Here is a 19,734-nt window from a genome sequence, read left to right as displayed (position 1 = left end):
TTGCCGACCATTCTTGAACCCGGGGAAATCGAAGCAGCGGCCAGTTCGCCGCCGTTTCTGCACTTGCCGCCGCACAACCTTTTCGCGTTGCGCGCCGAACGTCTGGAACACCTGGCGATCGGTCACCCGCTGGCCGACTACCTGCGTCTGATCGCCGGACTGTGCCGCGTGCAGCAACAAGTCTTCGACGATCCCCCTTCAAACGCTCCGATTGATGAACAACGCCTCGAAGTCTGCCGGCAACACGGCATGCCGCCGTTCGCTGCCGATACCCTGATCCGCGAGGACGGCTGGCAGGCGTATCTGGACGCCTTGCTGCAACGCTACGGTGTACCGGAACAACCCGCCGTTGCCGATGCGGTGATGTCGTTGCGGGCTGCAAGTGCCGGCCAGTTAAGGGCCTGGGCGGTGGCGTTGGTGAGCGGCCAGTACTCGCTGGTGCCGGCGGCGCTGGTGCCGTTTCTGGGCGCGGCGCTGCAAACGGCCTGGAGTCATTGGCTGTTGAGCGCACCCAGCCTGCAACTGGTCCCCGGCAACAGCCTCGGCCAATGCCCGGCCTGTGGCTCGCCGGCCATGGCCGGGGTGATCCGTCATCGCGGCAGGCACAACGGCCTGCGTTATCTGGTGTGCTCGCTGTGCGCCTGCGAATGGCATGTGGTGCGAGTCAAGTGCGTGTATTGCGAACAAAGCAAAGGCCTTGAATACCTGAGTCTGGAGGATGACCGTCACGCCGCCAATCAGGCGCCGCTACGGGCCGAGGTCTGTCCGAGTTGCAACAGCTACCTGAAATTGCTGTACCTGGAAAACGATGCCGAGGCCGAAGCGTTGTCGGCGGACCTGAGCAGTCTGCTGCTGGACATGCGTCTGGCCCAGGACGGTTATCAGCGACTGGCACCGAATCTGATGCTGGCGCCCGGAGACGAATGACGCGAGCGTCTACACTCTGGCGCAACGGCTTTTTATCCGGAGCGCCTGATGCCTGCCAGTGTTGCCCAGCGGTTGCCTTCCATCGACAGTCTGTTGCGTCATGATGCCTTTCAACCCGTGGCCGAGCGGCACGGTCGCCAAGCGTTGCTCGCGATGCTGCGTCAGTTGCTCGACGATTTGCGCGAATCGGTCGTGGCGGGGCAACTTTCCGCTGTCGAGATCAGCCCTGAAGCGTTGGCCGGCAGGACTGCCGAGCGTCTGGCCCTGCAGCAGCGCAGCCAGGTGCGGCGGGTGTTCAACCTGACCGGCACCGTGCTGCACACCAATCTGGGGCGTGCCTTGTTGCCGGAAGAAGCCATCGACGCCGTGCAATTGGCGGCCCGTTATCCCTTGAACCTCGAATTCGACTTGGCCAGCGGCAGGCGCGGTGATCGCGATGACCTGATCGAAGGCCTGATCCGCGAGCTGACCGGCGCTGAAGCCGTCACCGTGGTCAACAACAATGCCGCGGCGGTGCTGCTGACCCTCAACAGCCTCGGCGCACGCAAGGAAGGCATCATTTCCCGGGGCGAACTGATCGAAATCGGCGGTGCGTTCCGCATTCCCGACATCATGGCCCGTGCCGGCGTGCGTCTGCATGAAGTCGGCACCACCAATCGCACCCATGCCCGGGATTACGAAGCGGCCATCGGCCCGCGCAGCGGTTTGATCATGCGTGTGCATGCGAGCAATTACAGCATCGAAGGTTTTACCGCACGGGTTCCGACGGGCGAATTGGCGGAGCTGGCCCATCGTCATGGCTTGCCGCTGCTCGAAGATCTCGGCAGCGGCAGCCTGCTGGACCTGACCCGCTGGGGATTGCCGGCGGAACCGACCGTGCGCCAGGCGCTGCTCGATGGCGCGGACATCGTCACCTTCAGTGGCGACAAACTGCTCGGCGGGCCGCAGGCCGGTCTGATTGTCGGGCGCAAGGCGTTGATCGCGAAGATCAAGAAAAACCCGCTCAAACGCGCCTTGCGGGTCGACAAGATGACCCTGGCGGCGCTGGAAGCGGTGCTGGGGCTGTATCGCGATCCGGATCGGTTGGCCGAGCGGCTGCCGACCCTGCATTTGCTGACACGCCCGCAGACCGAGATTCTGGCCCAGGCCGAACGCCTGCAACCGGTTCTGTCCGGTGTGCTCGGTGCAGGCTGGACAGTCTCTGCCGTGACGGCGCTGGGCATGATCGGCAGTGGCAGCCAACCGGTGGCGCGGTTGCCGAGCGCCGCATTGTGCGTGCGTCCACAGATTTCAAAACGCCTGCGCGGGCGCTCGCTGCTGAATCTGCAAACGGCCTTGCGCGAATTGCCGATCCCGGTGCTCGGGCGTCTGGACGATGACGCGCTGTGGCTGGATCTGCGGCAACTCGATGATGAGCCGGCGTGGCTCGCCCAACTCGGGCAGTTGCAGACATGATCGTCGGCACCGCCGGGCACATCGACCACGGCAAGACCTCGCTGCTGCAAGCCTTGACCGGGCAATCCGGTGACCGTCGCCCGCAGGAGCGCGAGCGGGGCATGACCATCGACCTCGGTTATCTCTACGCCGAACTGGCACCCGGCACAGGGCTGACCGGCTTCATCGATGTGCCGGGCCACGAAAAACTCACCCACAACATGCTGGCCGGCGCCCAAGGCATCGATCTGGTGCTGCTTGTGGTCGCGGCGGATGACGGCGTGATGCCGCAGACTCGCGAGCATCTGGCAATCGTCGAATTGCTGGGGATTCCTCGGGCGCTGGTGGCGATCACCAAGTGTGATCGTGTCGAGACGGGCAGGGTGGTGGATGTTCGCCGGCAAATCGAACAGCTGTTGGCACCCGGTCCGTTTGCCGCAGCGCCGATGCTGGCGGTTTCAAGTGTGACAGGCGAGGGCGTCGATGAACTGCGCCAGGCATTGTTGCAGGCGCAAAGTGAAGTGTTGAAACGGGGGCGCGAGGGGGGATTTCGTCTGGCCATCGACCGGGCATTCAGCGTTGCCGGCGCCGGGATCGTGGTGACGGGCACGGCGTTGTCGGGAGTGGTCGCCGTGGGCGACAGACTGATTCTCGGGCCTTCGGGCAAAGCCGTAAGGGTGAGAGGGCTGCACGCCCAGAATCAACCTGCGGAAATGGCATTTGCCGGTCAGCGTGTCGCCCTGAACATCAGCGGTGATCGCCTGGCACTCGGGCAAATCCACCGCGGGCAATGGCTGCTCGCCGAAACGCTGTTCGCACCGACTCAACGTCTGGACATCGATTTCCAGTTGCTGCCGGACGAGACGCGCACCTTCGAACACTTCCAGCCGGTGCATCTGCACCTCGGCACACAGGACGTGATCGCCCGTGTGGCGTTGCTCGAAGGACCTCGGCTGCTTCCGGGCGAGCGTATGTTCGCGCAACTGCTGACGGATGTTCCGGTACATGGCGTGAAGGGTGACCGGCTGATCCTGCGTGACCCGAGTGCCCAGCGCACGCTCGGTGGCGGTCAACTGCTCGATCCGTTCGCCCCGGCCCGGCAGCGGCGCAGCCCCGGGCGTCTGGCGCAGTTGCGAGCCTTGGCCATCAGCCCGGATCTGGAACAGGCGCTGCCAACGCTGCTGGAATACAGCGAAAGCGGCCTCGATCCGCTGCGGCTGGAGCGTCAGTTCAACCGACCGCGTGAAGGCTGGTCATTGCCCGATAACGTCCGCCTGATCGACACCCGCCAGGGGCAGCGGCTGTTCAATGCCCAGCGCTGGGGCATCCTGAAATTCACATTGCTGGAGCACCTGGCGCGCTTCCATGAGCTGGAGCCCGACCAGATGGGCCCGGACCGTGACAGATTGCGCCGCTTCAGCGGCCTGAACATCGAGCATTCGACCTTCATCAGTCTGCTGGAAGAACTGCGCAGCGCCGGCTCGCTCACTGCCAGCGGCCCGTGGCTGCACCTGCCGGATCATCAGGTGCGCCTGAATGCGGACGACGAAACCTTGTGGCAGGCGCTGCAGCCGCTGTTCGAACAGACCGGCTTCGACCCGCCCTGGGTGCGTGACCTGGCCAGAACCGTGGGGCAGGAGGATGCGACAGTGCGGTTGCTGTTACGCAAACTGGCGCGCCTGGGGCTGATGCATCAAGTGGTGCGTGATCTTTTTTACACCGACATCACCCTGCGGCAAATGGCAGCCCTGCTGCTGCGCCTCGGAGAAGAAAATCCACAGATTCAAGTCACGGCGTTCCGTGATGCGCTAGGCTTGGGACGCAAACGCAGTATCCAGATCCTCGAATACTTCGACCGCCTCGGCCTGACCCGGCGGGTTGGCGAAGGGCGACAGATCCGTTTCGACAACGCGCTGGCCAGTCCCGGCGCCGATTGAGTTCAAGGAAGGCAATCGCGCCCGGTGGCGCGGCCGGGCTTCAAACCCGGTTGGGGACGGCATCCGTTCCCGGGCAGGTTCGACTCCGGCTGCCTTCCGCCATTTCTTCCAGGCTGTTCAGTTGCATTTGCGAATAAAGCGGCACAAAGCCTCAATGCGCTCTGCCAGGTCAAGAACCGTGTAATCAGGGGCGTACTGGCTGGTGATCTTCGCCGCTACCTTGACCTTGTTGGCCACCAGTCGCTTGGGAGGGGTTACTTTGCTTGTTTTGCCCGGCACTTTTTTCGCGACTCTTCTGAGCGTTTTGTATTCCAGGGGATTGGCCCAGATGGATGGGGAAACGATCGAGTCGACGTGACGGTGGTGATTTCTGATCACAGCCTCAATATGAGCCGGCGCAATGTAGTTTTCGATTTCCCGGCCTTTGGTGACCCAGGCAACCCCGCCACTGGCCTCGATTTCTTTCATGACTCGCACTTTGCTTTGACGTAACACCCCTTGTGCACTGGATCTGTCGCTGTCGATCAGGATTGCCGAGTTTCTGTTGAGTGATTGCAGGTCAATAAAGTCATCTGCTCCATCCTCCTGCTCGTCCGCTGCAAGGTGGCTCAACAAGCGGCCACCATAGAACATGATCGAGTAATGCAGACCTTCAACCAGATCCGGCGTATGGCCTTTGATCCAGTGGTTCAGGTAAATGCGATCGGAAGGGCCTTCGACCCACAGGATGCAGTTGGCCTGCAAAATATCGGAAGCGAGATACCCGAGGCGATCGAGAATGTCACGCAAGTCAGGCTTGCTTTTGATATGACTGCCGCACGTCTGGAACAGTGTCAGTCTGTCCTTGGCTGCAACGTTGATCACGGTTGCCGAATGGGTGCTGAGCAGCAGTTGTTGATTGCGCTCCTCGGCAATGGCGATCAAGGAGTCGATGACAAACCTGAGCATTTTCGGGTGCAGATGGGTTTCCGGCTCCTCCAGCAGGCAGATGGAGTGCTCGGGGCACTCTCGCAGCCAGGCGGCCATCAAGGCGTAGGCTTTCCAGCCAGAAGGGAGCCAACTGGCCGGAAGTTGATTGGGCATGAGCGGATCGTCTTTGATCCAGACCGACAATCTGCCGTCCTCACCCAACTGGAATGTCCCGTCATCCAGTGGTTTATGCCCGAAGGGGCCTTGGCGTTCGATGTCGAGATTGCACAGGAATGGCTTGCTCCTGTTCAGCTCGGCGACTGCGGCCTCGGTAAAGGACTCTTCCAGCGTCATTCCGTTGCGGTAATGAATATTTTCATGCGTGATAAATCGCGGAAGGGGGGAGCACAGCGCGTGTTTGTGCAAGTCGCCGGAACGTTGCCGGAGAGGTTGAAAGGGTGACTCTACAACCTGCCTGCAGGCGACGTCCTCGATACCGTCAAGCGTGTCGTCGAACGTCGATGCGGAAAAGATGTAGGACCAGCGCTCACCGTTATCAAACTCGACACTGGCGCTGGGCAGGATCTGCCGGGGAGGGTTTTCACGAGGCAGCGAGGCCAGCACCTCCGGGTACCTCAGAGCCCTGACCATGTCGATGACAGTCGATTTTCCGGAACCGTTTTCGCCAATGAAGATATTGATCTGGCCCAGACTGACCGGTTCATTGCGCCACAGCACCCGCATGTAGTCCCAGAAGTCGCCGGAGCTCACCGCGTCATCGGGTGTGTTCAGCGTCCGGATGGCGGATAGCCAGATATTTTTGATTTTCATCGGGTTAGCGCGCGTCCATGACTCACTATGAAGGGGGCGCAGACTAAAAGAAGTAATGGCACATTGCTAGTCAACTTGCGGAGCCTGGAGCTCCCTAGAACCCCAACGGGTACTGAATCACCACATAGATGCGGTCAATGTCATCTCCTGCCTGGGCGCTGTTGGCCCGGTGCGAGACGTGGGACAGTTGCACGGAAAGATCCTTGGCCGCGCCGGACTGGACGATGTAGCGCAGGTCGATGTCGCGCTCCCAGTGCTTGCCGCCATCTCCTTGTTGGGGCTGGTACCGGCCGCTGTCCGGGTCGAACGGGTTGTAGGCGCCGCCCTTGGGCGCGTGGGTACCGTCGATGTGGCTGCCGGAGACGTAGCGGGTCATGAAGTTGAGCCCGGGAATGCCGAACGCACCGAGATCCAGATCATAGCGGGCCTGCCACGAGCGCTCATGGGCGCCGTTGAAGTCGGCGTATTTGATCGAGTTGGCCAGGTAGATCGAGTCGCCGCCGACGAAATCGAACGGCGTATCGCCGTTGATCCGTTGCCAGCCAAGCATCACTGCATGCGGGCCAAAGGCGTATTTGCCCGAAAGACTGAACGCGGTGTTATCGATTTCCCCGGCCAACGCCTGCCCGCTGTCGCGGGTATGGTAGACGTTGGCGTCGAGCAGCAGACCGGACTGTTTGAAATGCAGGTTGGCGTAGTACTGGTGCCAGGTGTCGCTCAAGTCGGACGCGTACAACGCACCGCCAACCGGGCGGTCACTGAACAGGTCAGCGCCGATGAAGCTGATTGCGCCGGCCTTGGTATTGGCGCCGTAGCCCTGAAAATCGCCTTGGCCGGAGGAGCTGTCCTGGTTCTTGAACGCGGTGAAGCGCCCGGCCACCAGATTCACGTTGTCGATTTCCCGGCTGTCGAGCAGAAAACCGGTGGCGTATTCCGGTTGCAGACGTTTGTCGGAGGTATCGAACACCGGTGTTTCGACGGTCATTTCGCCGAAGGCGAGGGTGGTGCGCGAGGCTTTCAGTTTCAAGGCGCCGCCGGCGCTGGAGTAATCGCTTTCGCTGCGACCGTCACTGTCCACCGGTAACAGGCCGGTGCCCGAATGTCCCCGGCCGCCGTCCAGTTTCAGCCCATAAAAGGCATGCACATCAAGGCCGAAACCGACCGTCCCTTCGGTGAAACCGGATGAGAAAGTGCCGATAAACCCCTGAGCCCACTCCTGTTTGTAATTCTTGCCGCTGGGCGAGGGCGAGCGGTAGTCGTTGCTCAGAAAGAAGTTGCGGCTGAGCACTTCGCCTTTGGCGTCATCCAGAAAACCACTGGCCAGTGCCGGGTTGGCGATTGCGCCCAGCAGCAAGGCCAGCGTGATACTCGATGGCGATAAATCTTTCATGTGTCAGTCCGGCTTCGATGGGATGTCGCCGGATTGTCGTGGGGATGATCTTCGATTGATTGAGCGGATGTGCTGCGTCAGTCAGTCACCGGCAATTGCACTTTCGCCACCAGCCCCGAACCCGCACGGTTGCTCAAGGTCAGTTCACCACCCTGTTCGCGCACGATCGCCCGGGCCGCCGAAAGGCCGAGCCCGACGCCACCGGTTTCACGGTTGCGCGAGGTTTCGAGGCGGAAGAACGGGTCGAACACCTGTTGCAGCGCCTCTTCAGGAATGCCCGGGCCTTCGTCGCAGATTTCGATGCAGATCGAATGGCTGTTGCGACTCAGCGAGATGTGCGGACGCTCGGCGTATTTCACGGCGTTTTCCAGCAGGTTGACGATCACCCGCTTGAGGCTCAGCGGACGCCCGTCATAGACCAGGTGGGCCGGGCCATCGAAGTCGATGATGACGTGCTGGTCGCGGTAGTCGTCGAGGATGGTCTGCAGCAACTCCGACAGATCGAACGCCGTGGTCTGCTCCAGGCGTGTGCCCTCGCGGAAGAACGCCAGAGCGGCGTTGATCATCGAGTGCATTTCTTCGATGTCGCGAATCAGTTTCTGCTGATGGTCCAGGTCTTCCATGAACTCGCTGCGCAGGCGCATGCGGGTCAACGGTGCGCGCAGGTCGTGGGAGATGGAAGCGAGCATATGGGTGCGTTCGCCGATGAAATGCTGGATCTGCGCCTGCATGGTGTTGAAGGCAATGATGGCCTGGCGGATTTCGTGGGGGCCTTCGATGTCGATGGGCGGCGCGTGCAGGTCGCCGCCAAACCGCCGGGCGGCGCTGGCAAAACGTTGCAACGGCTTGGCCAGTTGCCGGGTAGCGACCCAGGCCACCAGCAGGGTGGCGATCAGGCCCAGGGCGACGATCACTGCAATCCGGGCGTTCAGGGTCAGCCCCCAGCTGCGTTCCGGCGGCGTGAACGACAGCCAGCTGCCATCGGTCAGCGGGATGAGGGCGACATAGTGAGCCTGCGCACTGCCGGCCGGCCAGTCGTCCGGGTTGAACACTTCGAATGCCCGATGACTGCCCAGCAATTGTTCCAGCGCCGGAACCTCCGAGGTTTCGACCGCTGCACCGTCGCCGGGAAGGTTGAACAGGGCGCGTCGGGCATTCCACTCCACCTCGAGCGTCGGGCTGCTGGCCGCGCTGGCCAGTTGCGGACGCAACGAGGCGGGGGCTGCTTCGATCAGGCGGGTGGTTGCGGCAATCCGCTCCAGCAGGCCGGTACGCTCGATGGGCGGTTGGGCCCAGATGCCGGCCACCTGCACGAACAGGGCGTTGAGCAACAGCGAGGCGAGCATGGCCGCGACGATCGTCAGGGCGATCCGCCGGCTGAGGGTGTCGCGAGGCAGGATTCGACCGATCATGAGCGGCTGACCTTGGCCGTGAACATATAGCCGCCGTTGCGCACGGTGCGGATCAGGTCCGGGCGTTTGCTGTCCGGTTCGATCTTGCGTCGCAGGCGGCTGACCTGCACGTCGATGCTGCGATCGAAGGCTTCGTGGCCCTGGCCGTGGGTCAGGTCGATCAACTGTTCGCGGGTCAGGATGCGCTGGGGATGTTCGAGAAACACCAGCAGCAGGTCGAACTCGCCGCCGGACATCGGAATCATCACGCCCTCTGGCGAACGCAGCTCGCGGCAAGTGATGTCCAGGTGCCAACCGGCGAAGGACATGACCGGGCGTGCCGGTTCACGGTTGCGGCTGACGTTCTCGCCGGTACGGCGTTGCAGTGCGCGCACCCGGGCCAGCAATTCCTGGGGCGCGAAGGGCTTGGTCAGGTAGTCGTCGGCGCCCAGTTCCAGGCCGACGATCCGGTCACTCAGCTCGGCCATGGCCGTGAGCATGATGATCGGGATCCCCATCTGCGCACGGATTTTCTGGCACAGGCTCAAACCGCCTTCACCCGGCAGCATCAGGTCGAGAATGATCGTGTCCGGACGCGTCTGTTCGATGGCGGCCCACATGGCCTGGCCATCCGCTGCCACATCCACCTCGTAGGCGTGCTGCACGAAGAACTTCTTCAGCAGGGAGAGAATTTCCACGTCGTCGTCGACGATCAGCAATCTGCTCACGGTTGCAGGATCCCTGTACCCAAAAAAAGCGCATCTAAAACCATTTCGCGGCCGGGGTCATTTATTTCAATCCGGCAACATTCCTTCAGTACGGACATCAGCCGGACATCGTCGGGCAAAAAACCTCGGGCACTCTGCGCGCATTCCATCCAAGGGGGTTCATATGAAGGATATGAAAAGCGCTTACACCAACCCGGGACATGGCGCCGTGCGCCCGTTGATCCTGACGCAGCGCACCACGACCGGCATGCTCAACGCGCCGATTCTTTTCCAGGAAACCTGCCTGGGCATCGCTCAGGACCAAAGCCAACTCGTCATGCGCCGCTACTTCGAGCGTTTCAGCCCGGCCGACAGTCATTGGGTGGAATACATCCATTCGATTCCCACCAGCGAATTCATCCAATGGATCATGACTCACGGCCAGTTGCGCATCGAGTGTTCTGACAATACGCCCTTTGGTCAGATGCAGGCCGCGGGGGAAACGCATTGATGAGAAGCCGTCACGCGCTGCTGCTGGCTGCCCTGTTGAGCGTGTCGGCCTGCAGCAGCCAGAAAGTCGTGCCCGAGATGTATTCCGGGTTTCTCGACGATTACAGCCTGTTGAAAGAACAGCGCACGTCGTCGGGGCAAACGATTTTGAGTTGGGTAAGCCCGGCGCTGGCGAACGGTCGCTACACCCGGGTTTATCTGGCGCCGAGCCAGTTTTATCCGAAGATCGAGCCCACCGGACGCATTCCGCAGAGCACGTTGTCCGGCATGACTCGCTATTACGATGCGGCCCTCAGGCAGGAACTGGGCAAGACCCTGGCACTGGCCGCCGGGCCCGGCCCGAATACACTGGTCGTGCGGCCGGCCATCACCCGGGTGACCGCCAGTACCCAGGGCCTGCGGTATTACGAATGGCTGCCGGTCACCTTGGTCGCTGCCGGCGTGAGTACTGCTGCCGGCATTCGTGACCAGGACACTGAGATCGCCACGGAGGTATCGATCGAGGATGGCTCGACCGGCGAGGTGGTGGCGAAGGTCGTTCGCAAGGGCACGGGCGCGGCGCTGGACAACGACAGACAAGTGATGACCGTTGATCATCTCAAAGGCGTGCTCGACGGCTGGGCCAGCGATCTGAGTCAGACCTGTATCGCTTCGCGAAAGCTCAAGTGACACGGTTCTTGCGTGACGGCTGCCGTTCGGCGCGGACGTCTCTGGACGTCTGCAACAGACGGGCGAAGGCTTCCTTGTCGATGGGGCGGCTCATGTAATAACCCTGCACCTCGTTGCATTGGTCCTTGCCGAGAATGTCCAGTTGCTCCTCGGTTTCGACGCCCTCGGCCGTGACGGTCAGACCCATGGCCTTGCCCAGCCCGATGATTGCTTGCACCACCGCCCGGTCATTGGCGCCACTGCTGATGGAGGCGATAAAGCGTTTGTCGATCTTGATGCCGTCGAAGGGGTAGGCGCGCAAATAGCCGAGCGAGGAATAGCCGGTGCCGAAGTCATCCATGTTCAGCCTCACGCCCAGCTCCTTGAGGGCGTTCATGGTGGTCAGGGCACCGTCGGTATCGTTGAGCATGACGTTCTCGGTGATTTCCAGCTCCAGGCGACTGGCCGGAAATCGCGTACCGACCAGCACTTCGCGAACATCCTCGACCACATCGCTGATCGCGAACTGCGCCGGGGACAGATTGACCGACAACAGGATGTCGCCCGGCCAGGTCAGCGCCGTTTCGCAGGCCTCGCGCAGGACCCAACGGCCAAGCGGCACAATCAGATCGGTCTGTTCGGCCAACGGAATGAACACGTCCGGCCCGAGCAATCCCCGGGTCGGATGCTGCCAGCGCACCAGCGCTTCGACCGAAACGATCTCCTTGCCGTCGACCGTATAGCGCGGCTGGTAATGCAGCACCAGTTCCTGGTTGCTCAGCGCGCGACGCAGATCATCCTCCATCTGCCGCCGTGTCTGGATCTGATCGCTCATGTGCGCTTCGAAATAGCACCAGGTGTTCTTGCCATCGGACTTGGCCCGATACAGGGCGATGTCCGCGCAACGGATCAACTCGCTGGCCACGAAGCCATGGCGCCGGCTCAGGGCGATCCCGATGCTGGCACCGATGTGCAAGGGATGCTGCTCGAACATGATCGGTTGATGCAGGCTGCCGATCAGGCGTGTACAGAACTTGTCGATTTCCTGGCGGGTGTCCATGCCGTTGAGGACCACCACGAATTCGTCCCCGCCGAGCCGCGCGACGATGTCCTGATCGCGGGTGCATTCACGCAGGCGACTGGCGACCTCCTGCAACACGGCATCCCCGGCGGGGTGACCCAGCGAGTCGTTGATCGGCTTGAAGTTGTCCAGGTCGATCATCAACAGCGACAACGGGGCCGCGTGTTCCTTGAGCAACAAGGCGTCGTCCAGGTAGCGCGCCAGTTTGTTGCGGTTGGGCAGACCGGTCAGCGCGTCGTGCAGGGACAGATGCTGGATCTGCGCATGGGCCGCCACCTCATCGGTGATGTCGCTGGCGGTGCCTCGATAGCCGATGACACTGCCGTTTTCCAGGTACGGTCTGGCCGAAAGGCGACAATGGCGCAATTGCCCGGCGTGATCGCGATAGGTACAGCGCAAATCGCTGGCGTTGCCGCCCTCGTCGAGTTTTCTCAGCCACAGTGCCAGTGGCGTGGTATCACAGACCAGCAAATGACCGATGTCCTGGCCGATCCAGCGCGTCTGAGCGTGACCGGTCACTTCGCTGAAACGGTTCGAAAGGTACGTGATGGACAAATCCCGGTCGACTTCCCAGATCCAGTCGGAAGCCGCTTCGGCCACCGCCCGGAACCGTTCTTCACTGGCCTCCAGTGCCCGCTTCGAAGCGAGCATCGCGGCGACACTCTTGTCAACGTGCTGGGAAGAGCGCATGGCGTGGCGAAAGAACCAGGCCGTCAGCACCATCAGAACCAACAGGGCAGAACCCAGTGTCGGCAGCAACGACCACAGTAGATGCTGGCCCGGTCGGTCCAGATCGGCGATCAGGCTGTAGCCGGTGCTGTCCAGCGGGACGCGGGGCTGGGCCGGGTCAATGGTGTCGTCGGGGGCCAGGGTCAGGTTGTTGAGGCCGTAACCGCTGCCGATCTTGCGCAGTTTGGTGGGTGTGAGCTTGTCGACGAACACCAGCACCGAGGTCTTTCGCGGGTCACCGATGGGACGTTCGTCGTTGGGAATGATTGCGGCAGCGGTGATCAGCGCCGGCCAGTCCTCGAACAGTGAATAGGTGTTGACGGGTTTGGTCAGATCCGGCTGATTCTGCACCAGATCGATCAGTGTCTGCGCCGGCACCTGCAGAAACCCGGGCATCTGCGCGTCGAGCAACTGTCCGCGAACCACCGCGTATTTGGTTCGCTCGCGGTCCAGCACAAATACACCGTCGTAGCCATCGCTGGTGAACAGGGTCTTGCCCATGTTCTGCTCGGTGTACGCCCAGTTCGTGTCGACCTGGCCGCTTAAATGCTCGTAGGCCGTCGTCCAGTAGGCGTAGCTGGTGATGTAGTTTTTCGATGCCGTGATGCGGTTTTCCAGCGCACGGGCTGAATAGAAGTGGACGTCATTGAAATCATCTTCATCCAGGTGCGTGGCGATACTGAACAGTGCCGCCGTGGCGGCGGCGACACCGGCAATGAACAGGGCGCCGACCGCCAGGGCCAGACGTCGGGTGATTGCGCCTTGAAGGGTGGCGAGAGGCGTCGCATCGCTGGAAATGTCCATTTGCTCGTCCCTGATCCGGTGTCTACTCAATCTAGAACATCGGCGGGCACAAGACGTTCAGATCTTCTGCGCAACGCTTCGTCGCCACCCGTAAAAGGCGGTTTACAGCGCGGCTTTCACCTGCAGACCCACCACCAGCGCATTGTCGATGTCCTGCCCGGAAAACGCGCCAGGCTCGACGATGTACTGCAGGTTCGGACGCAAGGTCAGCCAAGGAGTGGCCTGGTAGCCGTAACCCAGTTCGATCAGTTGCTCGGCGCCATCGAGGCTGGAAAGCGGCGTGCCGTTGGCCAGCGCCGCGTCTTGCTGCACGTCGCGGCTGCGCGGGTTCTGCACGGCGCGACCGTAACCCAGGGCGACGGTGTCACGCGGGCGGCCTTCGAACGGTTTGTACAGGACCACCCCGGCGCCATACCACTTGGTGAACGGCGATGCCGCTTCGCTGGCTGCCGAATACTGACCGAAGGCGTGCAGGCTGCGGCCCTCGGACGTTGGCGAGCTCCACACGGCCTGATCGATCAGCAGGTAATGGCCGCCGCGACCGGAAACGTCCTCGTTGCTGCCGATGCGTTTCACATCCGAGCTGTCGTAGTAGTAACCGAGCTTGTATTCGCCGGGCAGGGTGCCTGCGTGTTTGTAGACCAGTTCGACCGGCACCACGGTGCCGGTGGTGTGTTTCGGACCCAGGTGCCAGGCACGGCTGGAGTTGCCGTTGCTTTCAGGATCGACGTTGAACGCGGCCACGCGCAATTGCCATTGCGGCGTCAGGTCGTATTTCACCCGTACACCCAAATGGGCGTTGGGGTAGTTGGTCCAGCCGCTGCCACCGGACATGTTCAGCGGGTGTCCGCAGAAACCGGCGTTCATGAAGTTGCACAGAATGCCGCTGTCGAGACCGCCGAGGTCGTTGCCCATGGCCATGTAGCCGAGTTTGACGTTCAGTGCCGGGGTGAAGAGCGTGCGCTCGTAACTCAGTTCGGTCAGGCGCGTGTAGAGGCCGCCGTAGTTTTCCTGGATCGGCAGACGGTTGCCGACCAGATCTTGCGAGGCGCTGTTGCCGCGCCGGTCGTTGATGGTCAGCTGGACCTTGCCGGCGTTGTCCGCGCCATAGATTTTGCTCAGGTCGAATTGCGCGCCGAGCTTGATGTTCTGCGAGTAACGGGCCGAACGGTGCAGGCCGCCGTCGGCGTTGTAGGCGGTTTCACCGGTGTAGTCGCCGGTGAATTTGACGCCGTCTTCGTCGAGCTGGTGGCGCAGGCCGCCCCAGTCGCCGGTCAGGGTGTTACGGGTGAACAGGTTTGAATCGGCGTCGGCGTAAGCGGGCAGGGCGGTGCTGCCGGCAAGGGCGAGCAGTACTCCGGTGCAGGAAAAGCGAACCACGAATGACATTGCTGAAATCCAGAACGATAGACATGAAACGGCGCGACACCCGAAGGTGCCGCGCGCAGTGAAATGAAAGAGGGCGCAGCGGTTTACGGCAGGGCGTAAGCCAAGACGTAGTCGCCCCGATCGGTCGACTGACGGGCACCACCGGCGGTGATGACCACGTACTGCTTGCCGGTTTTCGGCGACACATAGGTCATCGGGCCGCCCTGGCTGCCGACGGGCAGACGAGCTTTCCAGATTTCTTCACCGTTGCCGCTGTTGTAGGCGCGCAGGTAGAAGTCCTGGGTACCGGCGATGAAGATCAAGCCACCTTGAGTCGACAGCGTGCCGCCCAGGGTCGGCAGACCGATCTTGATCGGCAAGTGCATGCGGATGCCCAAAGGACCTGTGTCTTCAACGGTGCCGACCGGCACCTGCCAGGCGACTTTGCGGGTGTTCATGTCGATGGCGGTGAGGGTGCCGAACGGCGGCGCCTGGCACGGAATGCCGGCCACCGACAGGAAGCGGTTCTTGTTGACTGCGTACGGCGTGCCTTTCAGCGGAACGGCACCCATGCCGGTGTTCAGCGCTTCGCCACCGGAGGTTGCTTCACCTTTGTTCTGCGACGGAATCATCTGAATCCACAGGCCCAGACGCATGTCGTTGACGAAGATGAAACCGTGTACCGGATCAGTGGAAATGCTGCCCCAGTTCATGCCGCCCAGCGAACCCGGGAAGCTCAGGGACTTGTCGGTGCCCGGCGCGGTGTACAGACCGTCGTAGCGCATCGACTTGAAATCGATCCGGCACAGCAACTGGTCGTACGGCGTGGCGCCCCACATGTCCGATTCGGTCAGGTGCTGCGCACCGATCTGCGGCATGCCCACGGATTTCGGCTGGGTTGGCGAGTAGGGTTCGTTCGGAATGTTCGACGCCTTGACCGGTACTTCTTTGACTTCGGTCAGTGGCTTGCCGGTGGCGCGATCGAGCACGTAAATCTGCCCGGCCTTGGTGCCGATCACCAGTGCCGGAATGGTTTTACCGTCCTTGGTGAAGTCGATCAGGCTCGGCTGCATCGGCAGGTCGAAGTCCCAGAGATCGTTATGCACGGTCTGGTAGACCCACTTTTCTTCGCCGCTGTCGGCGTCCAGCGCAAGGATCGATGCGCCATAGGTGTGATCGAGCTTGCTGCGTTCTACGCCATAGATGTCGGTGGACGAACTGCCCATCGGCAGGAAGACCGTGTGGGTGGCCGGGTCGTAGGACATTGGCGCCCAACTGTTCGGCGTGCTGCGCACATAGGTTTTGCCGTCGGCCGGCGCCTTTTTATCCTGCGGGTTGCCCGGGTCGAAGGCCCAGCGCATTGCACCGGTCATCACGTCGAAACCACGGATCACGCCGCCCGGCATGTCGGTCTGCACGTTGTCGGCCACGCGACCGCCCACCACCACGGTGGTGCCGGCCATCAGCGGCGCGGAAGACAGTTGATAGTAGCTGTCCGGAACGTCACCCAGACCGGCCTTCAGATCGACCTGGCCGTTGTTGCCGAAGCCCTGGCAGAACTCGCCGGTGTCGGCATCGACCGCGATCAGGCGGGCGTCGATGGTGTTGGTCAGCAGACGGCGCGTGCAGTTGGCGGCCGGCGCGACTGGCGTCTCGGTTACCGGCGAGCCGGCCGGTCTGGCGACTGCAGCGCTGGCGTCGAAATAGGCCATGCCACGGCAACGCTGCCAGACTTTGGATTTGGCGTTGATCGCGTTTTTCCAGAGTTCCTTGCCGGTGTCGGCATCCAGCGCAATCAGGTTGTTGTGCGGGGTGCAGATGAACACCTTGTTGCCGATCTGCAGCGGGGTCAGCTGGTCTTCGGCGCCGTTGCCGTCACTTTCGGCGATGTCGCCGGTGTGGTAGGTCCAGGCGACTTTCAACTTGTCGACGTTACTGCGGTTGATCTGGTCCAGCGCGGCGAAGCGGCTGCCGCCTTCGGTATTGCCGTAATGCGCCCAGTCTTTCTGCGCCTTTTCCGGCTCGACCGGGGTGAGGCCCGGGCCGGTGCCGGTAGGGGGGACCGTCGGGTGCGCAACGAACATGTTGCCGGCTGCCACAGCCAGCCCGACTGCCAGCACAGCGGCAACCCCATAAGCGCCGCGCCCGGCAACGCCGCCGTTGGCGCGTTTGAGCATCGGATAGACCAGCGCAACGACCAGGCCCACCGCGCTGAACATGAACAGGCGCGAGAACACCGGCCAGAACTCAAAACCGGCATCGCACACGGCCCAGATCGCGGTGCCCAGCAGAAACGCCGCGAACAACCAGGCACCGGCAGGCTTGCGCCGAGCGATGAACAGACCGGAAACGGCCATGACCAGTCCACCGACCAGGAAGTACCAGGAGCCTCCCAGGCTGACCAATTTCACACCGCCAGCGGCCAGTGCCAGGCCGAGCAGGGCGATGATCACCCCGAGCCCGACCAGAATGAATGTTGATATGCCCGAGAGGCGTTGACTCTGCTTCACGTTGAATGTCCCGTTGAAATGAGGCGGGCATTATATCGTTAGGTAACTATCTGGTTAAATCACTAATTTTGATTGAAGAGGTGTTTACTGCCCGGTGGCAGAGTTAACAAGCACTTACTGACGATCAAGCGCCTTCATAAAGGTGGTGGTGTAGATGAAATTGTCTTTTTTGTCAGGTGAAGTGTTGTTTATGACAGGTAGTAATTTAGCAGTCAGCTGAAGGTCACAGCGCCTGTCTGTCGCGCAGGGATGACGCTCCCGTCTCGACCGTTGACCGCAATTGTTTTGAACACCCGGGATTGGCGGGCGCCTAATCCTTACCGACTCCGGAGGATTGCCCAATGGCACAAGCAACCAGCTACTTCATGATCGCCATGGCGGTGATCATTCTGTTGATCGACCTGTGGGCCATCATCAGTGTGTTTCGCAGCGACAAAACGGTGGGGATCAAAGCCGCTTGGGCCATCGGCCTGATCGTCTTTCCCGTGCTGGGACTGATCGTCTGGGGGATCGCCGGTCCGCGAGGGATCAAAGAGGGACCGACATCCCCTGAACACAGCAAAGGCTAATCACCGGGACGACTGTTTTGCCTAGAATTCTGACTTCCCAGGTGAGCGACACCGAACTGTCTGCAAGGGACGCAACGATGTTTGGTTCACCCAAACAGCGGCTGGACTTTTACCGGCGTGAAATCCAGTACGAAACCAGCATTCTCTCCAACCGGACCAATGCGTATTTGACTGCGCAATCCTTTCTGGTCATTGCGTTCGGCTCGTGCATGGCCAACGTCAACCCTGAATGGGGAAAACTGTTCACGCTGGTGGTGCCACCGTTGCTGGCGCTGCTGGGCATACTCACTTCGCTGAATGCCTGGCCGGGTATCCGCGCGGCGTACGACATCATCGACCATTGGTATTACAAGCAGAGCGAGCTGCTGCGCAGCGAGCCTGTGATGGGACTGGCCTATGACGAGTCGCCACTGTTCAGCGAGCGCGAGTCCAGCCACAAGGGTTATCGCAAGGCGCTGCTGTTTTCGGTGCGCACGCCCTGGATCTTCGCAGCATTCTGGGTGTTGCTGACAGGATGGTCCGTTTACATACAACTGGCCAATCCGGGGGGATGAGAACGTGAAACCCGTCATTCACACTTGCGCCCGCACCCCCGGCCCGCACCATGGAAACCCTTGATTGCGCTCTGATGGCCGCGCGGGCGCAGTTTGCGCTCACCATCAGTTTCCATATCGTCCTCGCAGCGCTGACCATTGGTCTGGCGAATTTCCTGATGGTGCTCGAGGCCCTGTGGTTACGCAGCGGCAAGGCGGTCTATCTGGATGTCTACCGCTACTGGCTGAAAATCTTCGCGCTCAATATGGCGGTGGGCACGGCGTCGGGGCTGATTCTGGAGTACCAGTTCGGGCTCAACTGGTCGCGCTTGTCGACGCAGGCGGGCGATATCCTTGGCCCCTTGATGTTCTACGAGGTGCTGGCGGCTTTTTTCCTCGAGGCCGGTTTTCTGGGAATCATGCTGTTCGGTTTGAAAAAAGTTGGCCCGCGTCTTCATTTCTTCGCCACCTGCGCCGTTGCGGCGGGCTCGCTGATCAGTGCGTTCTGGATTCTGTCAGCCAATTCGTGGATGCAGACCCCCGCCGGTTATTCGATAGCCGCCGATGGTCGGTTCATCGCCCGGGACTGGTGGGCGATCATCTTCAATCCGTCCTTTCCATACCGGTTCGCGCACATGACCCTGGCCACGCTGCTGGGTACGGCCACGCTGCTGGCCGGTGTCAGCGCCTGGCAGTTGCTGCATGCGCCCCAGAATCCAAGGGCCCGGCTGACCTATTCCATGGCGCTCTGGGCACTTGCAGTGCTGATCCCGGTGCAGATCGTGGTCGGTGATCTGCATGGCGAACACAGCCTCGAGTATCAGCCGCAAAAGGTCGCTGCCATCGAGGGCACATGGACGCGTCCACCCGAGGGCGCGGGCGAGCCCTTGCGTCTGTTCGCGATCCCTGACATGGACCAGCGGCGCAATCATTGGGAGGTGGCGATCCCACGCATCGCCTCCTTGTATTTGCGCCACGACTTGAGCAGCACGATCCCGGCGCTCGACGAATTTCCGGCGCAGGACATCCCGCCAGTGCCGGCCGTGTTTTTTGCCTTTCGGGCGATGGTCGGTCTGGGCCTGTTGATGCTGGGGCAGGGCGTCATCAGCCTGGTACTGCGTTGGCGCGGTCGCTTGTACGTGGCGCGCTGGATGCTTCGAGTCAGTGTGTGGATGGCGCCGGCGGGAATGCTGGCGATGCTCTGCGGCTGGGTGGTTACCGAAGTGGGGCGTCAGCCGTTCACCGTCTATGGTCTGTTGCGCACGGCCGACAGTCTTTCGTTCGTGTCTCGGGCGCAGGTCGTCAGCGCCACGTGGACCATTTTGCTGTTCTACCTGGCGATATTCGGGATCGGCCTGTGGGTGCTGCTGCGTCTGTTGCGTGAGCCGCCCCGCGAGCACGAAGAAGGGCCGCAACCTGCTCTCGCACGGGAAACCGGCAAATGATGAGGCTTGAA

15 protein-coding genes and 1 tRNA gene are annotated in these 19,734 nt (G+C 61.6%); 9 read left to right on the top strand and 7 right to left on the bottom strand.

What is annotated here, in order from left to right; genetic code table 11:
- The 4 genes from fdhE (at position 1) to BBF94_RS01980 (ending at position 4,400) form a co-directional block, all read left to right on the top strand.
- A complete protein-coding gene (fdhE, locus tag BBF94_RS01995; protein WP_065257378.1) occupies positions 1 to 927 on the top strand; it encodes a formate dehydrogenase accessory protein FdhE in 927 nt (308 codons plus the stop codon).
- Between the two features lie 48 nt (positions 928 to 975).
- On the top strand, positions 976 to 2,382 hold the full coding sequence (gene selA, locus BBF94_RS01990) for an L-seryl-tRNA(Sec) selenium transferase (RefSeq protein WP_065257377.1): 1,407 nt from the start codon (positions 976 to 978) through the stop codon (positions 2,380 to 2,382).
- A complete protein-coding gene (gene selB, locus BBF94_RS01985; protein ID WP_065257376.1) occupies positions 2,379 to 4,298 on the top strand; it encodes a selenocysteine-specific translation elongation factor in 1,920 nt (639 codons plus the stop codon). Before selA ends, selB begins: the two co-directional genes overlap by 4 nt.
- Before the next feature lie 6 nt (positions 4,299 to 4,304).
- Positions 4,305 to 4,400 (top strand) — tRNA-Sec (locus BBF94_RS01980).
- Between the two features lie 15 nt (positions 4,401 to 4,415).
- On the opposite strand, the gene BBF94_RS01975 is transcribed toward BBF94_RS01980, so the two are convergent.
- From BBF94_RS01975 to BBF94_RS01960, 4 genes are all read right to left on the bottom strand, one after another.
- Positions 4,416 to 6,038 carry an ATP-dependent nuclease gene (locus BBF94_RS01975; protein WP_065257375.1) on the bottom strand — a complete coding sequence of 541 codons (1,623 nt, stop codon included), beginning with the start codon at positions 6,036 to 6,038 and terminating at the stop codon, positions 4,416 to 4,418.
- A 94-nt stretch (positions 6,039 to 6,132) separates the two neighbouring features.
- Positions 6,133 to 7,428, bottom strand: a complete 1,296-nt coding sequence (locus tag BBF94_RS01970) for an OprD family porin (protein ID WP_065257374.1) — start codon at positions 7,426 to 7,428, stop codon at positions 6,133 to 6,135.
- Between the two features lie 77 nt (positions 7,429 to 7,505).
- Positions 7,506 to 8,840, bottom strand: a complete 1,335-nt coding sequence (locus BBF94_RS01965) for an ATP-binding protein (RefSeq protein ID WP_065257373.1) — start codon at positions 8,838 to 8,840, stop codon at positions 7,506 to 7,508.
- The gene (locus tag BBF94_RS01960) at positions 8,837 to 9,547 is read right to left on the bottom strand and encodes a response regulator (RefSeq protein WP_065257372.1); all 711 of its coding nucleotides are present in this window, start codon (positions 9,545 to 9,547) and stop codon (positions 8,837 to 8,839) included. The genes BBF94_RS01965 and BBF94_RS01960 overlap by 4 nt, the downstream gene beginning before the upstream one ends.
- Positions 9,548 to 9,710: 163 nt before the next feature.
- Between BBF94_RS01960 and BBF94_RS01955 the strand changes: the two genes are divergently transcribed.
- Together BBF94_RS01955 and BBF94_RS01950 are read left to right on the top strand one after the other, a co-directional pair.
- Entirely contained in the window at positions 9,711 to 10,037 is a 327-nt protein-coding gene (locus tag BBF94_RS01955; RefSeq protein WP_065257371.1) for a hypothetical protein, read from the top strand.
- The gene (locus BBF94_RS01950) at positions 10,037 to 10,705 is read left to right on the top strand and encodes a DUF3313 domain-containing protein (RefSeq protein ID WP_065257370.1); all 669 of its coding nucleotides are present in this window, start codon (positions 10,037 to 10,039) and stop codon (positions 10,703 to 10,705) included. The genes BBF94_RS01955 and BBF94_RS01950 overlap by 1 nt, the downstream gene beginning before the upstream one ends.
- Here the strand turns inward: BBF94_RS01950 and BBF94_RS01945 are convergent.
- The 3 genes from BBF94_RS01945 to BBF94_RS01935 form a co-directional block, all read right to left on the bottom strand.
- Positions 10,698 to 13,298 carry a bifunctional diguanylate cyclase/phosphodiesterase gene (locus BBF94_RS01945; protein ID WP_065257369.1) on the bottom strand — a complete coding sequence of 867 codons (2,601 nt, stop codon included), beginning with the start codon at positions 13,296 to 13,298 and terminating at the stop codon, positions 10,698 to 10,700. The genes BBF94_RS01950 and BBF94_RS01945 overlap by 8 nt on opposite strands.
- Before the next feature lie 102 nt (positions 13,299 to 13,400).
- Positions 13,401 to 14,687, bottom strand: coding sequence for a carbohydrate porin (locus BBF94_RS01940; RefSeq protein WP_065257368.1), 1,287 nt, complete (start codon positions 14,685 to 14,687; stop codon positions 13,401 to 13,403).
- An 83-nt stretch (positions 14,688 to 14,770) separates the two neighbouring features.
- Entirely contained in the window at positions 14,771 to 17,176 is a 2,406-nt protein-coding gene (locus BBF94_RS01935; protein ID WP_065257367.1) for a glucose/quinate/shikimate family membrane-bound PQQ-dependent dehydrogenase, read from the bottom strand.
- A gap of 341 nt (positions 17,177 to 17,517) precedes the next feature.
- On the opposite strand from BBF94_RS01935, the gene BBF94_RS01930 reads away from it, so the two are divergent.
- The 3 genes from BBF94_RS01930 to BBF94_RS01920 are packed head-to-tail and all read left to right on the top strand — an operon-like array spanning position 17,518 to position 19,723.
- Positions 17,518 to 17,745, top strand: coding sequence for a PLD nuclease N-terminal domain-containing protein (locus BBF94_RS01930; protein ID WP_065257366.1), 228 nt, complete (start codon positions 17,518 to 17,520; stop codon positions 17,743 to 17,745).
- A 17-nt stretch (positions 17,746 to 17,762) separates the two neighbouring features.
- Positions 17,763 to 18,299, top strand: coding sequence for a hypothetical protein (locus tag BBF94_RS01925; RefSeq protein WP_065257365.1), 537 nt, complete (start codon positions 17,763 to 17,765; stop codon positions 18,297 to 18,299).
- A 50-nt stretch (positions 18,300 to 18,349) separates the two neighbouring features.
- A complete protein-coding gene (locus BBF94_RS01920; protein ID WP_065257364.1) occupies positions 18,350 to 19,723 on the top strand; it encodes a cytochrome ubiquinol oxidase subunit I in 1,374 nt (457 codons plus the stop codon).
- Positions 19,724 to 19,734: the final 11 nt, after the last annotated feature.

The sequence above is a fragment of the Pseudomonas bananamidigenes genome (assembly GCF_001679645.1).
GTDB classification, from domain to species: Bacteria; Pseudomonadota; Gammaproteobacteria; order Pseudomonadales; family Pseudomonadaceae; genus Aquipseudomonas; species Aquipseudomonas bananamidigenes.
This window is presented reverse-complemented; position numbering and strand designations above follow the sequence as displayed.